Annotated in this window: 15 protein-coding genes and 1 rRNA gene; 3 read left to right on the top strand and 13 right to left on the bottom strand. The window is 35.7% G+C overall.

The window, feature by feature from the left end; genetic code table 11:
* From BMW29_RS11760 to galE, 9 genes are all read right to left on the bottom strand, one after another.
* Positions 1 to 163 (bottom strand): 16S ribosomal RNA (locus tag BMW29_RS11760); the annotation flags it as partial.
* A 528-nt stretch (positions 164 to 691) separates the two neighbouring features.
* Positions 692 to 1,369 (bottom strand): DUF1129 domain-containing protein, encoded by a 678-nt coding sequence (locus tag BMW29_RS11755; protein WP_092653616.1) that lies wholly within the window; start codon positions 1,367 to 1,369, stop codon positions 692 to 694.
* 39 nt (positions 1,370 to 1,408) lie between these two features.
* Positions 1,409 to 2,509 (bottom strand): redox-regulated ATPase YchF, encoded by a 1,101-nt coding sequence (ychF, locus tag BMW29_RS11750; protein WP_092653614.1) that lies wholly within the window; start codon positions 2,507 to 2,509, stop codon positions 1,409 to 1,411.
* A gap of 27 nt (positions 2,510 to 2,536) precedes the next feature.
* Positions 2,537 to 2,746, bottom strand: coding sequence for a DUF951 domain-containing protein (locus BMW29_RS11745; RefSeq protein WP_092653612.1), 210 nt, complete (start codon positions 2,744 to 2,746; stop codon positions 2,537 to 2,539).
* 11 nt (positions 2,747 to 2,757) lie between these two features.
* Positions 2,758 to 3,651, bottom strand: coding sequence for a ParB/RepB/Spo0J family partition protein (locus BMW29_RS11740; protein ID WP_092653610.1), 894 nt, complete (start codon positions 3,649 to 3,651; stop codon positions 2,758 to 2,760).
* Complete coding sequence (locus tag BMW29_RS11735) at positions 3,641 to 4,405, bottom strand: ParA family protein (protein WP_092653608.1); 765 nt, start codon at positions 4,403 to 4,405, stop codon at positions 3,641 to 3,643. Before BMW29_RS11735 ends, BMW29_RS11740 begins: the two co-directional genes overlap by 11 nt.
* Before the next feature lie 112 nt (positions 4,406 to 4,517).
* Entirely contained in the window at positions 4,518 to 5,429 is a 912-nt protein-coding gene (gene noc / locus BMW29_RS11730) for a nucleoid occlusion protein (protein WP_092653606.1), read from the bottom strand.
* 100 nt (positions 5,430 to 5,529) lie between these two features.
* A complete protein-coding gene (gene rsmG, locus BMW29_RS11725) occupies positions 5,530 to 6,246 on the bottom strand; it encodes a 16S rRNA (guanine(527)-N(7))-methyltransferase RsmG (RefSeq protein ID WP_092653604.1) in 717 nt (238 codons plus the stop codon).
* 126 nt (positions 6,247 to 6,372) lie between these two features.
* A complete protein-coding gene (gene galE, locus BMW29_RS11720) occupies positions 6,373 to 7,365 on the bottom strand; it encodes a UDP-glucose 4-epimerase GalE (RefSeq protein WP_092653602.1) in 993 nt (330 codons plus the stop codon).
* A 427-nt stretch (positions 7,366 to 7,792) separates the two neighbouring features.
* On the opposite strand from galE, the gene BMW29_RS11715 reads away from it, so the two are divergent.
* Entirely contained in the window at positions 7,793 to 8,107 is a 315-nt protein-coding gene (locus tag BMW29_RS11715; RefSeq protein WP_143047365.1) for a hypothetical protein, read from the top strand.
* Positions 8,108 to 8,318: 211 nt separating this feature from the next.
* Here BMW29_RS11715 and BMW29_RS11710 read toward each other — a convergent pair whose 3' ends face one another.
* The 4 genes from BMW29_RS11710 to BMW29_RS11695 all read right to left on the bottom strand — a co-directional run bounded on the left by BMW29_RS11710 (position 8,319) and on the right by BMW29_RS11695 (position 13,947).
* Complete coding sequence (locus BMW29_RS11710) at positions 8,319 to 9,758, bottom strand: 6-phospho-beta-glucosidase (RefSeq protein ID WP_092653598.1); 1,440 nt, start codon at positions 9,756 to 9,758, stop codon at positions 8,319 to 8,321.
* A gap of 93 nt (positions 9,759 to 9,851) precedes the next feature.
* The gene (locus BMW29_RS11705; RefSeq protein WP_092653596.1) at positions 9,852 to 11,732 is read right to left on the bottom strand and encodes a beta-glucoside-specific PTS transporter subunit IIABC; all 1,881 of its coding nucleotides are present in this window, start codon (positions 11,730 to 11,732) and stop codon (positions 9,852 to 9,854) included.
* 159 nt (positions 11,733 to 11,891) lie between these two features.
* Positions 11,892 to 12,749: a BglG family transcription antiterminator LicT gene (gene licT / locus BMW29_RS11700; RefSeq protein ID WP_092653594.1), complete on the bottom strand. Its 858-nt coding sequence runs from the start codon at positions 12,747 to 12,749 to the stop codon at positions 11,892 to 11,894.
* Between the two features lie 355 nt (positions 12,750 to 13,104).
* Positions 13,105 to 13,947, bottom strand: a complete 843-nt coding sequence (locus BMW29_RS11695) for a DUF72 domain-containing protein (protein ID WP_092653620.1) — start codon at positions 13,945 to 13,947, stop codon at positions 13,105 to 13,107.
* Between the two features lie 305 nt (positions 13,948 to 14,252).
* Here BMW29_RS11695 and BMW29_RS11690 point away from each other — a divergent pair, with 305 nt between their 5' ends.
* Both BMW29_RS11690 and BMW29_RS11685 read left to right on the top strand, forming a co-directional pair.
* Complete coding sequence (locus BMW29_RS11690; RefSeq protein WP_425431603.1) at positions 14,253 to 16,364, top strand: cation:proton antiporter; 2,112 nt, start codon at positions 14,253 to 14,255, stop codon at positions 16,362 to 16,364.
* 189 nt (positions 16,365 to 16,553) lie between these two features.
* On the top strand, positions 16,554 to 16,736 hold the full coding sequence (locus BMW29_RS11685; protein WP_092653591.1) for a hypothetical protein: 183 nt from the start codon (positions 16,554 to 16,556) through the stop codon (positions 16,734 to 16,736).
* Positions 16,737 to 16,800 lie beyond the last annotated feature (64 nt).

Genomic DNA, 16,800 nt, shown 5'->3' with positions numbered 1-16,800 from the left:
TGTTATCCCCCTCTTATGGGCAGGTTACCCACGTGTTACTCACCCGTCCGCCACTCCTCTTTTCAATTGAATGCAAGCATTCGGGAGAAAAGAAGCGTTCGACTTGCATGTATTAGGCACGCCGCCAGCGTTCGTCCTGAGCCAGGATCAAACTCTCATAAAAGTATCGTTCAAACCCGAAGGTTTAAAGTCATTTTTATAATGTGCTTGTAGCTCATTATTTTTGAATTGCTAGCGAATTTTATTCACTAATGTTGTTTGTTTTAACCTTGTTAAAACAACCTACACATTTGGTTCGTCTTACTTTGTTCAGTTTTCAAAGGTCTAGTTCGTCGTCTTTTCGACAACTTCTATATATTATCAGTTATAGAAGCAAATGTCAACAACTTCTTTTATTTATTCGCAAGTGCTTTTTGTGTTACGTCATTTGCGACTTCATAAGAATACCATCCTACAAGCGTGTCGTCAACAATAATTTCACAGTTTTATGCATTTTTTTAAAAATACGAACCTTCACATGCCATCTGAATCTATTAATCGGAAAAACAACTGAAAGAACAACAAAAACAAACAGTCCCACCCTCTATATTTCGTTATGTTGAATTAAATAAATTCTTTATTATTCATCAGAATATTATTTTTATGCATAAAAAAAGACAAATCTCATTAAAATAAGACTTGTCTTTCTATTTTACATAAATGTATTTTGTAAATTCCATTTTTTCTTCAAGTAAATTTTAGCAGCAAATAACCCAATTCCTAAAATGGCGTATACTGGTGCTGAGAATGTTGGATTAATTGATTGAGGGATAGCGAGAATGATAATTCCCATTGCAAATGCCCAAACTAGAATAACAGCTGTGCTGACAAGTAAATAACGGATAATGCTTCCTTTTTTATTACCTCTACGATCTGGCATATTTTTAGTGATTAACAAGACACCAGCTCCTCCAAGAACAAATACCATTAATAATGAAAGTAAACCCATCTCTGTCCCTTCAGAATTCTTATTAAAGAAACCTGACATAGCTGAAACTAGGCACATCATAGCGGTCATTAACAAACCACCATCAACCATATACATCCAGCTTTTGCCTTCTACTCCTTTAGCTTTCGCTGGACTAGACAACAAGACTGTTGTATATTCCGTAACAGTTCCAAAGAGTTGTCGTGCCGTTTGACCAGATTTCTGGCCATCCACTAAAGGTTTTAACGTATCATTTAGAATAACCGCCTGTCTTTCCTCTGTTAGATTAGCTACATCTAAAGCTTTGGTTAAGCTAAAAATATATTGTTCATTTCTTTTTGTAAGTTTTTCTTTTAGGGTGTTGTTCTCTGATATGAGTTCATTTAATTTTTCTTGTTCCAACTGATTGTTCCCCTTTCAAAATTACATCGGCTTTATTTCTTATACATTAAATAGGAATTCCATAATATCGCCATCTTGTACAACATAATTTTTTCCTTCTGAACGTAACTTACCTGATTCTTTTACAGCTTGCATCGTTCCTAGTGCATCTAAGTCTGCAAATGAGACTGTTTCTGCTCGAATAAATCCTCTTTCAAAGTCTGTATGAATCACACCCGCAGCTTGTGGTGCTCTCATGCCTTGACGGAAGGTCCAAGCGCGTACTTCTTTTACTCCAGCAGTAAAGTAAGTCGCCAAGCCTAGTAAATGGTACGCTGAACGAATCAACTGATCTAAACCAGATTCTGCAATGCCCATTGCTTCTAAGAATTCTGTTTTTTCTTCTTCATCTAATTCTGCAATTTCTTCTTCAGCACGTGCACAAATCACAATAACTTCTGAATTTTCACTTGCAGCAAATTCTGCAACTAATTTTACATAGGGTTGATTGGTTCCCTCTACAACTTCTTCCTCACTGACATTGGCTACATATAATACTGGTTTTGTAGTTAATAGGAACAAACTTTTCACGATTGGTAATTCTTCTTCTGTAAATTCAATGGATCTTGCAGATTTACCAGCTTCTAAGACTGGTTTGATTTTGTCTAAAATCGCTAATTCTGCAACAGCTTCTTTATCTTTTGTTTTGGCAATTTTAGCAATGCGTGCATGACGTTTTTCAACAGATTCTAAATCAGCTAGGACTAATTCTAAATTAATCGTTTCAATATCAGACAATGGATCTACTTTTCCATCCACATGTGTAATATTTTCATCATCGAAGCAACGGACAACATGACAAATCGCATCTACTTGGCGAATATGGCTTAAGAATTTATTTCCTAATCCTTCCCCTTTACTTGCCCCTTTAACAATGCCTGCAATATCAGTAAATTCAAATGTGGTTGGAACTGTTTTTTTAGGTTCTACTAATTCTGTTAATCTTTGTAGTCTTGCATCTGGAACTTCTACCATTCCTACATTGGGGTCAATCGTTGCAAATGGATAGTTTGCTGCTTCTGCTCCTGCTTTTGTAATTGCATTAAATAATGTTGATTTTCCTACGTTTGGTAATCCAACGATTCCTGCTGTTAACGCCATCTTTTTTCACGCTTCCTTTATTCTGTATTATGCTTTCGTTTCTGTATCTTGTGCAGAAACCAATACACGTTTCATTTTTTTCTCAAATTCTCTTCTTGGTAACATCACACTATGTCCACAATTTCCACATTTTATTCGGATATCCATTCCCATTCGAATGATTTCCCAACGATTCGTGCCACAAGGATGTTGTTTTTTCATCTCGACAATGTCCTTTAATCCATACGTTTTCAACAGCTTCAGGCTCCTTATCCTTCATCAAATTGAATATTTAAAATATCCAGGATTCTTGTTAAATCATCTAATGATAAGTATTCAATTTCAATATGCCCCTTATTTCCTTTTTCTGAAATCGTGACATTTGTTCCAAATTTATCCATTAAACGATCTTCACCTTCTCTAATATAGTAAGGTTTTTTCTCTACTTTTTTAGCAGGTTCTTTAACTGCCGTTTTAGGATCATTTAAATTGGTAACCAATTGTTCTAATTGTCGTACTGTTAAGCTTTCTTTCATGACTTTTTTAGCTACTGGGATAATTTGGTCTTTATCTTTTAACCCTAATAAAGTTCTAGCTTGTCCCATTGAGATTTGTTCCTCTTGTAAAGCTTTTTTGACCATTTCTGGTAAGCCTAGCAGGCGCAAATAGTTGGCAATATAAGGTCTACTTTTGCCCAAACGTTTGGCTACTTCTTCTTGGGTTAAATCTAATTTTTTCATGAGCATGTCATAGGCTTCTGCTTCTTCTAATGGTGTTAGATCTTCACGTTGTAAATTTTCTAAGACGGCTACTTCCATCATTGCTTGTTCTGTAAATTCTCTCACAATGGCTGGAATAGTGTCTTTTCCTGCAAGTTTTGACGCACGGAATCTTCGCTCACCTGCAATAATTTCATAACCTCTGACAGATGATTCTCGGACAATGATTGGTTGGAAAACACCAGATGCTTTTATGGAATCAGCTAATTCATTTAAAGCATTTTCGTCAAAAATTTTCCTGGGTTGGTATGGATTAGGTCTAATCTCAGCTAAAGCGAGTTCTTTCACTGTTTCTTCTGAAACATCAATATCTTCAATATCACTGTAGTTACTAAACAAAGCGTCAATACCTCGACCTAAGCCTTTGCTATTTTTATTTGCCACGTAACAACACTTCCTTTGCGAGTTCTAGGTAAACTTCTGCCCCTCTTGAGCGTGGATCGTAATCAATAATTGATAAACCATGACTTGGTGATTCTGATAAACGAACATTGCGTGGAATAATGGTTTTATAGACACGCTCGCGGAAATATTTCTTCACTTCATCGACAACTTCATAACCAAGGTTTGTTCTTGCATCTAGCATCGTTAACAATACACCTTCGATACGTAAATTCTTATTAAAGTGTTTTTGCACCAAGCGGACGGTATTTAACAATTGACTTAATCCCTCTAATGCATAATATTCGCATTGGACAGGAATAAGAATGGAATCACTTGCAGTAAATGCATTAATGGTTAAATGTCCTAGTGATGGCGGACAGTCAATCAGTACATAATCGTAATCCTTGCCAGCTTTTTGTAAGGCATTCTTTAAACGTGTTTCTCTTGCAATTTGATTGGTTAATTCTATTTCAGCACCTGTTAGTTGAATGGTGGCTGGGATAATCCATAAATTTTCACGGGATGTTTCCATCACAACTTCTTTAATTGGTGTTTCATTGACTAAAACATCGTAAATGTCTTTTTCAACATCTGCTTTACGAATGCCTAATCCACTTGTCGCATTCCCCTGTGCATCAATATCAACCAATAATACTTTTTTTCCTAAATAAGCTAAACAAGCTCCTAAATTTACGGTAGTGGTTGTTTTTCCAACGCCACCTTTTTGATTTGCTACTGAAATGACTCTAGCCATGTTTTCCCCTCCTGTTACTTTCCACTCACTTTTTTTCATAGAAAAAGTCTAAGATACGTGTCTTAGACCTTCTACGCATCTTTTCAAAATGAATGACTTCATTTATCGCTCTTTATTTTTGATTGTTTCCCTTATGTTTTGGTATCTCGATTGTAATGCGGTAAACATCATCTAGTTCTTCTTCTTCCGTTGTTAAATCAATTCCGGTATCACTGACCATTGTGAGTGATTTTTTAATCGTATTTAAGGCTAAACGAACATCTTTTGAAATCCCAACTTTACGTTTCTGAGGTGCTTTCTTTTCTGGATTTTTGGCTAAGATAATTTTTTTAACCAGCTCTTCTGTTTCTTTCACATTTAAGTTTTCAGCAATAATTTTAGCAACGACTTCTGTTTGTTCTGCTTCTGTTAACGGCAACAAACTTCTACCATGTCGTTCTGAAATATCTTTCACTAAAATAGCTTGTTGCACCGCATCTGTTAGTTTTAATAAACGTAATTTATTCGCTACAGATGATTGGCTTTTCCCCACTCTTTGGGCTAAAGCTTCTTGCGTTAAGTTGTTCAGCTCAATTAATTGCTGATAGGCTTTAGCTTCTTCTATTGCAGTTAATTCTTCACGTTGTAGGTTCTCAATCAATGCAACAGATGCTGTTTCACTGTCCGTCATTTCTTGAATTAAAGCAGGAACGGATGTCCATTCTAGTAATTGCATCGCACGGAATCTTCTTTCACCTGCAATGATTTCATATTGCTCAGGTGCATACTCTCTCAAAACAATCGGCTGAATTAAACCATGAATGTGAATGGTTCTTGCTAATTCATTGAGCTTCTCTGGTTGAAAAACTTTGCGGGGTTGGAAACGATTCGGTACGACTTTAGTACTGTCGATTTGGTGAACTTCTTGTTTTGAAGGATCATTTAGGACAACTTCATTTTCTGGAATTGTCTCAATTTTTTCCTCTACCAACGCTTCTTTTTTCTTTTTGCCTTTTCCTGAACCAAATATATTTGATAATGCCATACTTCTGCTCCTTTTTTCGCAAACTCTCTTACTTCCTATTATACCAAAATGCAGTTGATTTTTGTATGTTTAACCAGACTAAAATACTTGTTTTTTGATTTTATAATGGTTTTTTATTGGGTAAGCCTGCTTTTCTAGGGTATTTATTAGGCGTTTCTTTTTTCTTTTGAATCACAACAATATGACGCTCTCCTGCTTCAGCAGATAATTCAAATTGGTGATCCGAAATCACTTTTCCTCCTAATAAGGCGACTGCTTTTTTAGCAGCTTCTAATTCTTCTTCACTACTAGATGCTTTTAAAGCAATAAATTCTCCATCTTTTCTGACTAAGGGTAAACACAATTCTGCCAAGACACTCATTCTAGCAACTGCTCTTGCTGTCACTATATCAAAGGTTTCTCGATAGGCTTTATTTTGCCCAAAATCTTCTGCACGACTATGGAAGAAATGCACATTTTGTAAATCTAATTCGTTTGCTAAAAGATTCAAAAATTGAATGCGTTTATTTAATGAATCCACAATTGTAATTTTTAACTGTGGAAAAACGATTTTAAGTGGCAAACTTGGAAAACCTGCACCTGCACCCACATCACAAATAGAAAGCTTTTCTTGACTAAAATCTTGATAAAAGCTTGCAGATATTGAATCATAGAAATGTTTTAAGTACACTTCTTTTTCTTCAGTAATCGCGGTTAAGTTGATTTTTTCATTCCATTCAACTAGTAGCTCAAAATAGCGCTTAAATTGTGCCATTTGTTTTGAACTAAGGCTGATACCTTTTTCCAACAATGCTTGCTTGAATTCTTCTGGATTCATCTTTTTGACTCCTTTGCTCCTTCTCGTGAAACAATAAGATTGTTTCACAAATTACTCTCCTAACTTTACAACAAAAAGCAAAGAAGTGCAATGCTTCTTTGCTTAATTTATTCTGCTTATTTTAATTTATTTGGAATAGCCTTTTGGATGGCTTTGGTGCCACTTCCAAGCAGTTTGAATGATTTCTTGGATTTCGGTATAGGCTGGTTGCCAATTCAATTCTGCTGTTGCTTTTGCGCTGCTTGCTACTAAGATTGCTGGATCCCCTGCACGACGAGCTTCTGTTACTTTAGGAATTTCTGCGCCTACAACCTGTTCAACAGCTTCTACAATTTCTTTTACAGAAAAGCCTGCGCCGTTTCCTAAGTTATAAATTGCGCTTGCGCCACCTTTTTCTAGGCGTTCTAAGGATAGCAAATGGGCATTGACTAAGTCCATTACATGGATATAATCACGAATACAGGTGCCATCTGGGGTTGGATAATCCTCCCCAAAAATTTTGATATGCTCTCTTTCACCTAGGGCCGCCTTAATAATTAATGGAATTAAATGTGTCTCACATAGGTGGTCTTCGCCAATCAGTCCTGCTGGATGGGCACCAGCTACATTAAAGTAACGTAAAACAGTATATTTAATCCCATAAGCTTGATCACTCCATTCTAAAATGTCTTCTACCATTTTTTTAGAAGCGCCATAAGGGTTAATTGGTTTTGTTGGTGTTGTTTCTGTAATCAGGTTTGTCCCTTCCACTTCACCATAAGTCGCAGCTGTTGATGAGAAAACAATTTTCTTTACATGATGATTTGCCATAACTTTTAATAGATGAATCACACTTCCTACGTTATTATCAAAATATTTCAATGGATTTTCTACACTTTCTCCAACTAATGAAAAAGCCGCAAAATCAATCACAGCTTCAAATTGATTGTTTGCAAATACTTCATTTAGAAATTTTTCATCTCTTAAATCGCCTTGATAGAAGTTCACTTCTGTTGGAAGTGCTTGTTGATGTCCAGTTGAAAGGTTATCAATCACACTTACTTGATGCCCTTTTTCTATTAACAATGCAACCATATGGCTACCAATATATCCTGCACCACCACATATTAATAGGTTCATGTACGATACCACCTTCATTTATTTTTCTGTCTTTCATTATACACTAAAATAGTGGCCATACTTCGACCTATCTTTAATGTTATTGCAATGCAATCCGTGGATACTATTGTTTAAGAATTTAATGATAAATTTTTATCTTGTCCACCACCTATTTTTCTATTCAAAAAAAACATTATTTCTTTCTAAAGATTTCATTAAGAAATAGTGATTTGACAAGCTTTCTCCATTCCTTTATGATGATGTTGCAAGTAACAAGTGTTTAATTCACAAGCTTTTTTCTATACCTTTTAAAGGTATCCTTTGGGCAATTCAATCATGCAAAACATTGCTACTGTCACGTTTTGCTTTTTTTAGTTTCTACTCTTTTAAAAAATGTAAAAAACACTTGTTTTTTACATTAAAAATCAAAATTTAAAGGGTGGTTTTTTTGAATAGATATTCACTAACTAAAAAAAAGGTTCTGTTCATTTTATTCTGTATGGTAACGATTTTTGTTTCTTTTCCCATTAATATTTCAGCTAACACTATGGTTCCATTAACCTCTAACACACATTCGACTTCTCTTGAAACAGCTGACGAACCCATTAATTCTGTTGATACAATTATCAGCAATTGGATTTCAAATGAGCTTTTACAATTATTTAATCAATATAAGTTTTTACTTTTCTCTTTAATTGCACTGTTATTGATCAAAGTAGCACCTGTTTTTGTAATGGGGCTTTTGGTTGCTTATTTATGGTAATATTCTTCCTTAATTGGTAAGCGAAATACTTCACTTAATAAATGCAGTACAGAATGATTTGATTTTAAAATAAAAATGTTTTTTTTGATATTTTATTTATATTAATAACTAGAAGGGTTGTAGAAGAATGAATATTTTTGATTATCTTAAACTGGCATACTAAAAAAAGAACCTTACTAAACTCAGTAAGGCACCTCTTATTTTTATTCAATTAATCAATCTCTGCACCATTTGAACCAATCACTTTTTGATACCAATCAAATGATTTCTTTTTAGAACGAGCAAGTGTACCGTTTCCATCATTATCGCGATCTACATAGATAAAGCCATAACGTTTTTTCATTTCGCCACTGCCTGCACTCACTAAGTCAATACAACCCCATGGTGTATAGCCCCAGCATTCTACGCCATCTTCGATGGCTTCGCCCATTTCACGTACATGTTCACGTAAATAATCAATACGGTAATCATCATTGATTGAACCATCTGCTTCAACTTGATCCACTGCACCTAAACCATTTTCAACAATAAATAATGGTTTTTGGTAACGATCATAAATGGCATTCATCGTTGTTCTTAAACCTAGCGGATCAATTTGCCAGCCCCATTCGCTTGCTTCTAAATAAGGATTTTTTAGGCTTGCAAAAACATTTCCTTCTGTTTTTTGATTCACTTCAGGATCTGCACTGGTTAATCTTGATGAGTAATAGCTAAATGAGATGAAGTCTACTGGATGGTTCTTTAAGACTTCTAAGTCTCCTTCCGCTAGCTCTAATTGAATATTGTTTTCTTTAAAGAAGCGTTTGCTGTAGCTTGGATACTGACCGCGCGCTTGTACGTCAATGAAGAAATAGCCTTCACGATCTGCTTCAAGTGCTGCCCAAACATCTTTTGGATTACAGGTATTTGGATAGGTTGTTCCTGCTGCAAGCATACAACCAATTTTAAAGTCTGGATTGATTTCATGCGCTAATTGAGTCGCTTTTGCAGATGCCACTAATTGATGATGCGCTGCTTGATATTTGATTTGCTCTGGATGTTCTTCGCCTACGATATCAATACCGCCACCAAAGAAAGGAATATGCAAAAGCATATTGATTTCGTTAAAGGTTAACCAATACTTTACTTTGTCCTTGTAGCGTTTGAAGATTACGTCGCAATAGTTTAAGTAAAAATCAATTAATTGACGATTTTTCCAGCCACCATAATTTTTCATCAAGGCAATTGGTGTGTCAAAGTGATTGATCGTAATTAATGGCTCCATGCCATGTTTTAAGCATTCATCAAATAAATCATCATAAAATTTTAAGCCTGCTTCATTTGGTGCTTGATCATCACCATTTGGGAAAATACGTGCCCAGCAAATGGATGTACGGAAGGTTTTAAAGCCCATTTCCGCCATTAATGCTAAGTCTTCTTTGTAGCGATGGTAAAAATCAATTGATTCATGGCTTGGGTAAAAATCAAATGTTTTCTCCATAGCTAATTTTGGGTTGGCTAATACATCCCAACGTCCATGTGCTGCATCTGGTAAAACATCTACCGGTGATAAGCCTTTACCATCTGTTAAATAAGCGCCCTCACATTGATTGGCAGCAACGGCACCGCCCCATAAAAAGTTTTTTGGAAATGTTGTATTTTTTTCTGTCATTTTGAAAGCTCCCTTCATTCTTTGGTTCTTTTCTACCTTAACATCTGTAATCCATTACAGGTCAAGTCATTATTTGTACGCTCTTCTTTTCGCTTAGTTGAATGAAGCAACGAGAGTTAAAAGATAATCACCTGCTGTTACCTGTTGTTCCTCTGTAATTAATCGATCTAAATAATCCGCAGAGTTTGTGATGATAACTGGGGTCGTTACGGGATAGCCTGCTGATTGGATGCCTTCAATATCAAATTCTGTTAGTAATTGGCCTGCTGTTACTTGATCTCCTTGTTGCACGTGTGCGGTAAAGTATTTCCCATCTAATTGCACGGTGTCCATGCCTACATGTAATAAATATTCTGCGCCATCATCGCCTGTAATTCCTACAGCATGTAAGGTTGGAAATAATGTTGTCACAGTACCTGCAACGGGTGAAACTAATTTTCCTTCGGTTGGCTCAATGGCTACGCCTTGACCTAATGCGCCTGAAGCAAAAACTTCATCTTTTATTTCTGATAAAGGTAGAAGTGTACCTGTTAAAGGACTTACTGCAACGGATTTTTGAATCACTGATTCAGCTTGTTCTGGCTCACTGCTTACTTCAACTGCTGGAACAATTTCTGTCGCTACGGTTTGAGCGCCAACATCTTTAAATCCTAGTGCATAGGTTAGAGCAAATGCAAGAATAAATGCGACTGGTAAGCTAATTAAGAAGTAAATGAAACCAACGCCTGCAAAGGCCGGAATACTTAAAATACTTGGCATCACAACTGCTACAACTCTTGAACCACCCATTCCTGCGATTGCTCCCCCAATTCCCCCTGCAATACAAGCAGCGATAAATGGTTTTTTTAGTTTTAAAGTGACACCATAAACAGTTGGTTCTGTAATCCCAAATAAGGAAGTGATGACACCTGAGAATGAAAGAGATTTTAACTTCGCATCTTTTGTTTTTGTTCCTACTGCTAGTGAAGCACCTGCTTGTGCAAAAACAGACGGTGCAAATAATGCAGTCATTGTATCAAAGCCATTTGCAGCCAAGTTAATATTGACAATTGGAATAAAGCCCCAATGTAAGCCAAACATTACAAATACTTGCCAGCCTGCTCCCATAAAGATTCCTGCAACAATTGGACTTAAGCTATATAACCATTCATAAGCATTTCCTAATGCAATTCCTGCATAGCTACCTACTGGTCCGATTAATAGAAATGAAAGTGGTACCATCACAACTAAACAAATAAGTGGTGTTAAAATGTTACGCACACTTGAATGTAGCTTTGGTTCTACAAATTTTTCTAAATGGCTCAATAAGTAAACTGCTAAAATAATTGGAATAACAGATGATGCATAGTTCATGAGAATGACTGGAATGCCAAAGAATGTCAGTTTTTCACCAGCAAAAAAGGCGCCATTTAAATCTGGATAAACTAAGGCACTTGCAATTCCCATTGCAATAAATTGATTGGTTTTAAATTTCTTAGCAGCTGTAGCCGCTAAAAAGATAGGTAGGAAATGGAAAATACCATCTGCCGCTGCCATTAATACACGATAAGTGCCATCTGTAGCGGTTAGCCAATTTAATTGTGTTGCTAAAGCCAAGAAACCTTTTAGAACCCCTGCTCCTGCCATCGCACCTAAGAATGGGGTGAAAATACCAGAAACCAAGTCAATAAAACGACCTAAAATAGTCTCACTGCCATTGGATTCTTCTGTTTCTTCTGTGCGTTCACCAATCCCTGACTGCGCTAATATTTCTCTATAAACTAAATTCACATGATTGCCAATGACAACTTGGAATTGACCGCCACTTTCAACCACACTAATCACTTCTTCATGATTTTGTAGGGCTTCTTTATCCGCTTTTTTTACATCTCTTAACTTAAAACGTAGACGCGTTGCACAATGTACAAGCGAAATCACATTTTCTTCTCCCCCTACTAACATTAAAACCTCTTTTGCTATTTGTTTATTCTCCATTTTTCAGCTCTCCTTTTTTATCTATGTTAACGATTGATGCCTGCGTCTCTCTCTTGAATTGATAAGAAAGAAAAAACCTAAACGAATAGTTCGATTGCATCGCTGCACTCTTCCACTCACTTAGGTTTTGCCTGCATCACCAGTAACAATCCTGTTTGCTTATGATTTTTCTTTTTTAGTCTCTGTACCTTCTGTTACGCGGTAAATATGAATCGTCAGGTAAACCTGCTCATCTTTAGTCAATGTTGTATGATACGTTTCTTGTAAATAATAATTAATTTTATTGGCACATTCAAAGGCTTTTGGGTATTTTATTTGGACTTGTTCATATAAGAAATCATCGCCTGATGGGATAATTTCTTTCTTGACCATCCGCTGGGCAAAATATTTTAAATGGGTAATGAATCTTGTATAATTTAAGGATGATTCATCCAAGCGAATCCCATAATGATAGGAAACGATATTGACTGCATTATTCACAATTTCTGTCATAGCCACTGTGTCTTGCATTTCTTGACCATCTTGTCTTGCATTAACAATGTGCATGGCAATAAATCCTGCTTCATCTTCATTTAAGGTAAGATTTAGCTTCTCTTTAATGATTTTTAACGCATAATCGCCAATAGCAAATTCATCTGGATAAAACTTTTTAATTTCCCAAAGCAGGACATTTTTTAAACCCATTTCTTGTTCATAGCGAATGACTGCAAAATGGATATGATCTGTTAGGGTTAAATAAATATTGTCACTCAGTTTGGTGTGTAATTCTTCTTGCGCATATTGAACAATTTCATCTGCAATTTCCAAATGAAGGGGCGGAATCCCTTTTAAAAGTTCAGAAAGCTTTTCCATTAGTTCTTGTGTTTCCATGATAAATGTTTTTTCAATTTTTGCCTGATCAATTTCGTCGCCAGCTTTTTTTTGAAAAGCTAGGCCTCTTCCCATGACAACAATTTCCTTGTTTTCAGCATTCGAAGCAAGTACCACGTTGTTGTTCAATACTTTCTCTATTCTCATTATCCCCACAGCCTCCTTTATTAGGATAAAAAGAAAAACCCAAACTAATCCTAACACTATACTTGAAAACAGCTATAGTTCTTGGATTAATTTAGGTTTTGCCTGACAAATGCAGTAACAATCCTTTTAATAGCTCCAAGTATACTACAGAAAAAAAACGTTTGCAAGACACTTTCTCCTGAAGCTGATATTCACTTATCAATTGTTTTGGTGTTTCGCTTGATGCATTTCGTTTGATTGATGTGATACAAATTTTCTACTACATAACTTTAACCATTTATCCTCTTTTTCAACAGTGCCGTTTTAACTTTTCGTAAGGGATGTTGTCCATTAATTGAGCTGAACATAAGTCTTGCTAGAACAGCTCTAAGCCTAATTGTCTTGGTGCCAGTCCCTCAAATTGAATGGCTAAACTTTCTTGTAGCTGTTTTGCATTTGGCGCTGCATCGCCACCTGAATTATTATTAAAAATAAAAATAACCTCTTTACAAACCTTGCTTAATTCTGCTGCCAACTGAGCAAATGTCGCAATTTCTTCTGGTTGATAACAATATAAGGTTCTTGTTGCACGCCAATTTTGGGTCTTCCCTTGCCCCCAGCCCTCAAAATTTCTACCATGTAGCCTCACAATTGTATATTGCGGAATGGTCACTTTTGGGACTAAGGGTACACTATTACCTGGAGTTTGTGGCTGATCCACGATTACATGACTGAATTGAAGCTCAGTCAAAAGCTGAAACATTTTTTCTTGGTATGCTGGCTGATACCATGTCGGATTTCTAAACTCAACAGCAATTGGTAATTTAGGCAGCTGTTTGCGAATGATCTTTAGATAGGCCACATTTTCTACTGTACATGCAAAGAAGGGCGGAAATTGAAAAAGGATTGTTTTTAATTTTTCGGCTTCAAGTAGTCCTGTTAGCATTTGTTTATAGGTCTCAAACATTTCTTCTTCTGTCTCATAAAAATCTGACCATTCCTTATGCTTCGTCATTCCTTGGAAAGCTTTCAAAATAAATTTAAAGGTAGCCGGTGTTTGCTCTACCCATTGTTTAATGGTGGATTTTTTAGGAATGCCATAAAAGCTGGTATCAATCTCTACCAAAGGAAAATGACTACAATAATCCATTAATTGATTTTTTTTACTTATGTATAAGGTATCATGTCCACTCCAACCGACTAATCCTATTTCAATCATGGCTTGGCCCCTTTCCTGATTTTCTTCTATTTTAACTGAAATCATTTGAAAAGAAAACAAATTGCTATCAAGCAACACCTCATCACAAGCTGAACAAGGAAAATGCTTTGAAGCAAAGGACTCTCCAAATAAGCGGTATCACTTATCTTTCTCTCGTGCAATTCTGTCATTTTTAGATGGAGAAAAACTCAGTCTGCTACTTATTGGCAGCAAGTTGGCAGCAAGTTTTGGCTGTCTAATAGGTATTTTTACCAAAAAAGCAAACAAAAATATGATATAATAAAAGCCTTAAAAAGAAAGGAATGATGTATTTGCCAATTTTAGAAGCTACCATGCTACTTTTAGTACTGGTACTCGTTTCCAATGTCATCAGCCATTACTTAGTCTCCATTCCCACCGCTTTAATCCAAGTGGGTGTAGGAATTATTGTTGCACTTTTTGCAGATATTCAAATTGAATTAGAAACCAGCTGGTTTATGCTGTTATTTATTGCACCACTTTTATTTAATGATGGAAAGCATTATCCAAATAAGGAATTATGGAAATTACGTGCCCCTATTTTCGCCAATGCGATTTTACTTGTATTTATTATTACTTTTTTAGGTGGTTTTTTGATTCATAAAATCGTACCAGAAATTCCTTTGGTTGTCTCTTTTGCTTTAGCTGCGATTTTAGCTCCCACAGATACAGTGGCGGTGCATGGGATTGCAGAAAGAGTCAAGCTCCCTCCTGGTATTTTAAGTTTAGTCACTGGAGAAAGTTTAATTAATGATGCCAGTGGCTTGATTGCCTTTAAATATGCAATTGCTGCTACTGTAACTGGGTTTTTCTCATTTAAAAATGCTACTTTAGAATTCTTTTATATGGCAATTGCAGGTGCAATTATTGGGTTTATTTTAATGATTCTAATTCATTTATTGAAAATTTGGTTAATGAAACAAGGGATCAATGATGTGATTTTGCATACTTCCCTTCAAATAATTGCACCATTTTTAATTTATTTTGTGGCCGAAGATCATTTCCACGCCTCTGGTGTCATTGCCGTAGTGGCCGCTGGTTTGGTTGCGAGTACCAAAAAGAATTTTGCAAAAGATTATTTAGCAGAAATCCATATGCTAACTGAACGAACATGGGATATTATTATTTATTTATTGAATGGGATTGTCTTCTTAATTTTAGGAATTGAGTTTCCTGTTGCGATGAGAGAAACCATCCAAAATCCTCATATAGGGAATATTCGTGCCATTGGTTATGCCGTCTTGATCTGGTTTATGCTCCTTGTGATTCGGATTATTTGGATTTATGGTTATATGCAGTATGACTACTCATTTGGAAAGCAAAAAGGGAAAATAAAGCCAAGCTTTTACATCGCACTTTTATCTGGCTTAACAGGTGTGCGTGGTGCGATTACAATGGCAGGGATTTTATCGATTCCTCATGTCATTGACTCTGGTGCAATCTTCCCAGAACGTTCTCTGGTGTTATTTATTGCTTCAGGTGTGATTTTACTTAGTTTATTGGCCGCTACAATTGCGTTACCTTTGTTAACTAAGCAGAAGAAACGGATTGAAATGACAGGTGATGAACCAGGTGATGAAAATGTAGGAAACTTGCATGAATTGATGCAAAATGGAGAAATTTCTGAAACCAAAGCACGGATGCATCTCATCAAAGTAGCCATTCAAACGTTGGAAAAAGAAACTTCTGATGAGAATCGTTTAGCGGCCTATGATTTAATGCATGAATATAACCATATGAATCGCCATTTACGAATTGAACAAAACAGCAAAGAGGATGTTGCCTTCTTTATTGAGAAAGAGCGAGATTTACGGACAATGGCTTTTGAAAGTGAATTTGTTTGTTTAGAAAAATTAAAAGAAAATCAAGCCGCATCTGATTTTTCTCTTCATTTTTACGAACAAGCTTTAGAAAAAAAACTGAAGCTTTCGAATAAAGATTTCCGAGCTAAATTCATTTGGCTTAATATTTATTTACAAAGAAAATCACGTCGTTTTATGCAAATCGTTTTCAAAAAGTTTGGCAATAAAAAAAGCCATACACATGTGGTTGAAATTCTTGCTGTTGAAAAAGAATGTGCCAAAGCTGCCATTCAAACATTATCTCTTTATTTGAAAAAAAATAAAAAAGATATTTCACCCTCGAAAAAAAGTGCCATTTACCATTTAATTGTTGAATACCGTAATAAAATTGAACGAATCAAACAATATGGGCAAATTGATCGTCAAGCTTATGAAAGTGATATCCATGATTTACGTCTGAAAGTGCTCGCATCAGAACGAGCAAGAATTCAAGAAATGTATGAAAATGGTGATATTTCAAGAGAACTAGCTGCACGCTTACGTCAGTTTGTGAATTATTCAGAAGGTTCCATTATGGAAGTTGATTTTGAAAATTAAGCGTTTCATGGTTGTTAAAAAAGTAAGAGTTACTCTTTATTGAAGGGGTGACTCTTATTTTTTTAGGGATCACCTTGTCAGGGGCTAGTCATACCATTTAGGTCCATTTTCTTACCATTTGGGAAAATATCATCTTTTTTTTGATTTCCTTGCTAAAATAAAGGTATTAAAAATAGGAGGTTTTTATTCATGAAAAAAAAGCTTAATATTTTATCTGCTATCTGGATTTCAAGTGCTATTTTATCGATTTTGCTTCCTAATCCATTTACATTTCCAACAGCTGTTATCGCAATTTTCTTTTTAGTTGTAACCTTAATTTTTATTGTCAATGAATTTGTCATTAAACCTCGAAAAAAGAACATAGTGCGATAAAAAAATTCCAAACGTCAGATGGCATTTGAAAGAACAAAACAACCATGGTATAATGAACTTGCGA

Source organism: Isobaculum melis, from assembly GCF_900111355.1.
GTDB lineage: Bacteria > Bacillota > Bacilli > Lactobacillales > Carnobacteriaceae > Isobaculum > Isobaculum melis.
The sequence above is the reverse complement of the archived record's forward strand: the minus strand, read 5'-3'. Positions and strand labels throughout refer to the sequence as shown.

What these genes read in the sequence shown, in the direction of transcription:
- ychF (WP_092653614.1), bottom strand. Translation starts at nt 2,509, where the DNA reads ATGGCGTTAACAGCAGGAATCGTTGGATTACCAAACGTAGGAAAATCA.
- BMW29_RS11735 (WP_092653608.1), bottom strand. Translation starts at nt 4,405, where the DNA reads ATGGCTAGAGTCATTTCAGTAGCAAATCAAAAAGGTGGCGTTGGAAAA.
- noc (WP_092653606.1), bottom strand. Translation starts at nt 5,429, where the DNA reads ATGGCATTATCAAATATATTTGGTTCAGGAAAAGGCAAAAAGAAAAAA.
- rsmG (WP_092653604.1), bottom strand. Translation starts at nt 6,246, where the DNA reads ATGAATCCAGAAGAATTCAAGCAAGCATTGTTGGAAAAAGGTATCAGC.
- galE (WP_092653602.1), bottom strand. Translation starts at nt 7,365, where the DNA reads ATGAACCTATTAATATGTGGTGGTGCAGGATATATTGGTAGCCATATG.
- BMW29_RS11710 (WP_092653598.1), bottom strand. Translation starts at nt 9,758, where the DNA reads ATGACAGAAAAAAATACAACATTTCCAAAAAACTTTTTATGGGGCGGT.
- BMW29_RS11705 (WP_092653596.1), bottom strand. Translation starts at nt 11,732, where the DNA reads ATGGAGAATAAACAAATAGCAAAAGAGGTTTTAATGTTAGTAGGGGGA.
- licT (WP_092653594.1), bottom strand. Translation starts at nt 12,749, where the DNA reads ATGAGAATAGAGAAAGTATTGAACAACAACGTGGTACTTGCTTCGAAT.
- BMW29_RS11695 (WP_092653620.1), bottom strand. Translation starts at nt 13,947, where the DNA reads ATGATTGAAATAGGATTAGTCGGTTGGAGTGGACATGATACCTTATAC.
- BMW29_RS11690 (WP_425431603.1), top strand. Translation starts at nt 14,253, where the DNA reads ATGTATTTGCCAATTTTAGAAGCTACCATGCTACTTTTAGTACTGGTA.
- BMW29_RS11685 (WP_092653591.1), top strand. Translation starts at nt 16,554, where the DNA reads ATGAAAAAAAAGCTTAATATTTTATCTGCTATCTGGATTTCAAGTGCT.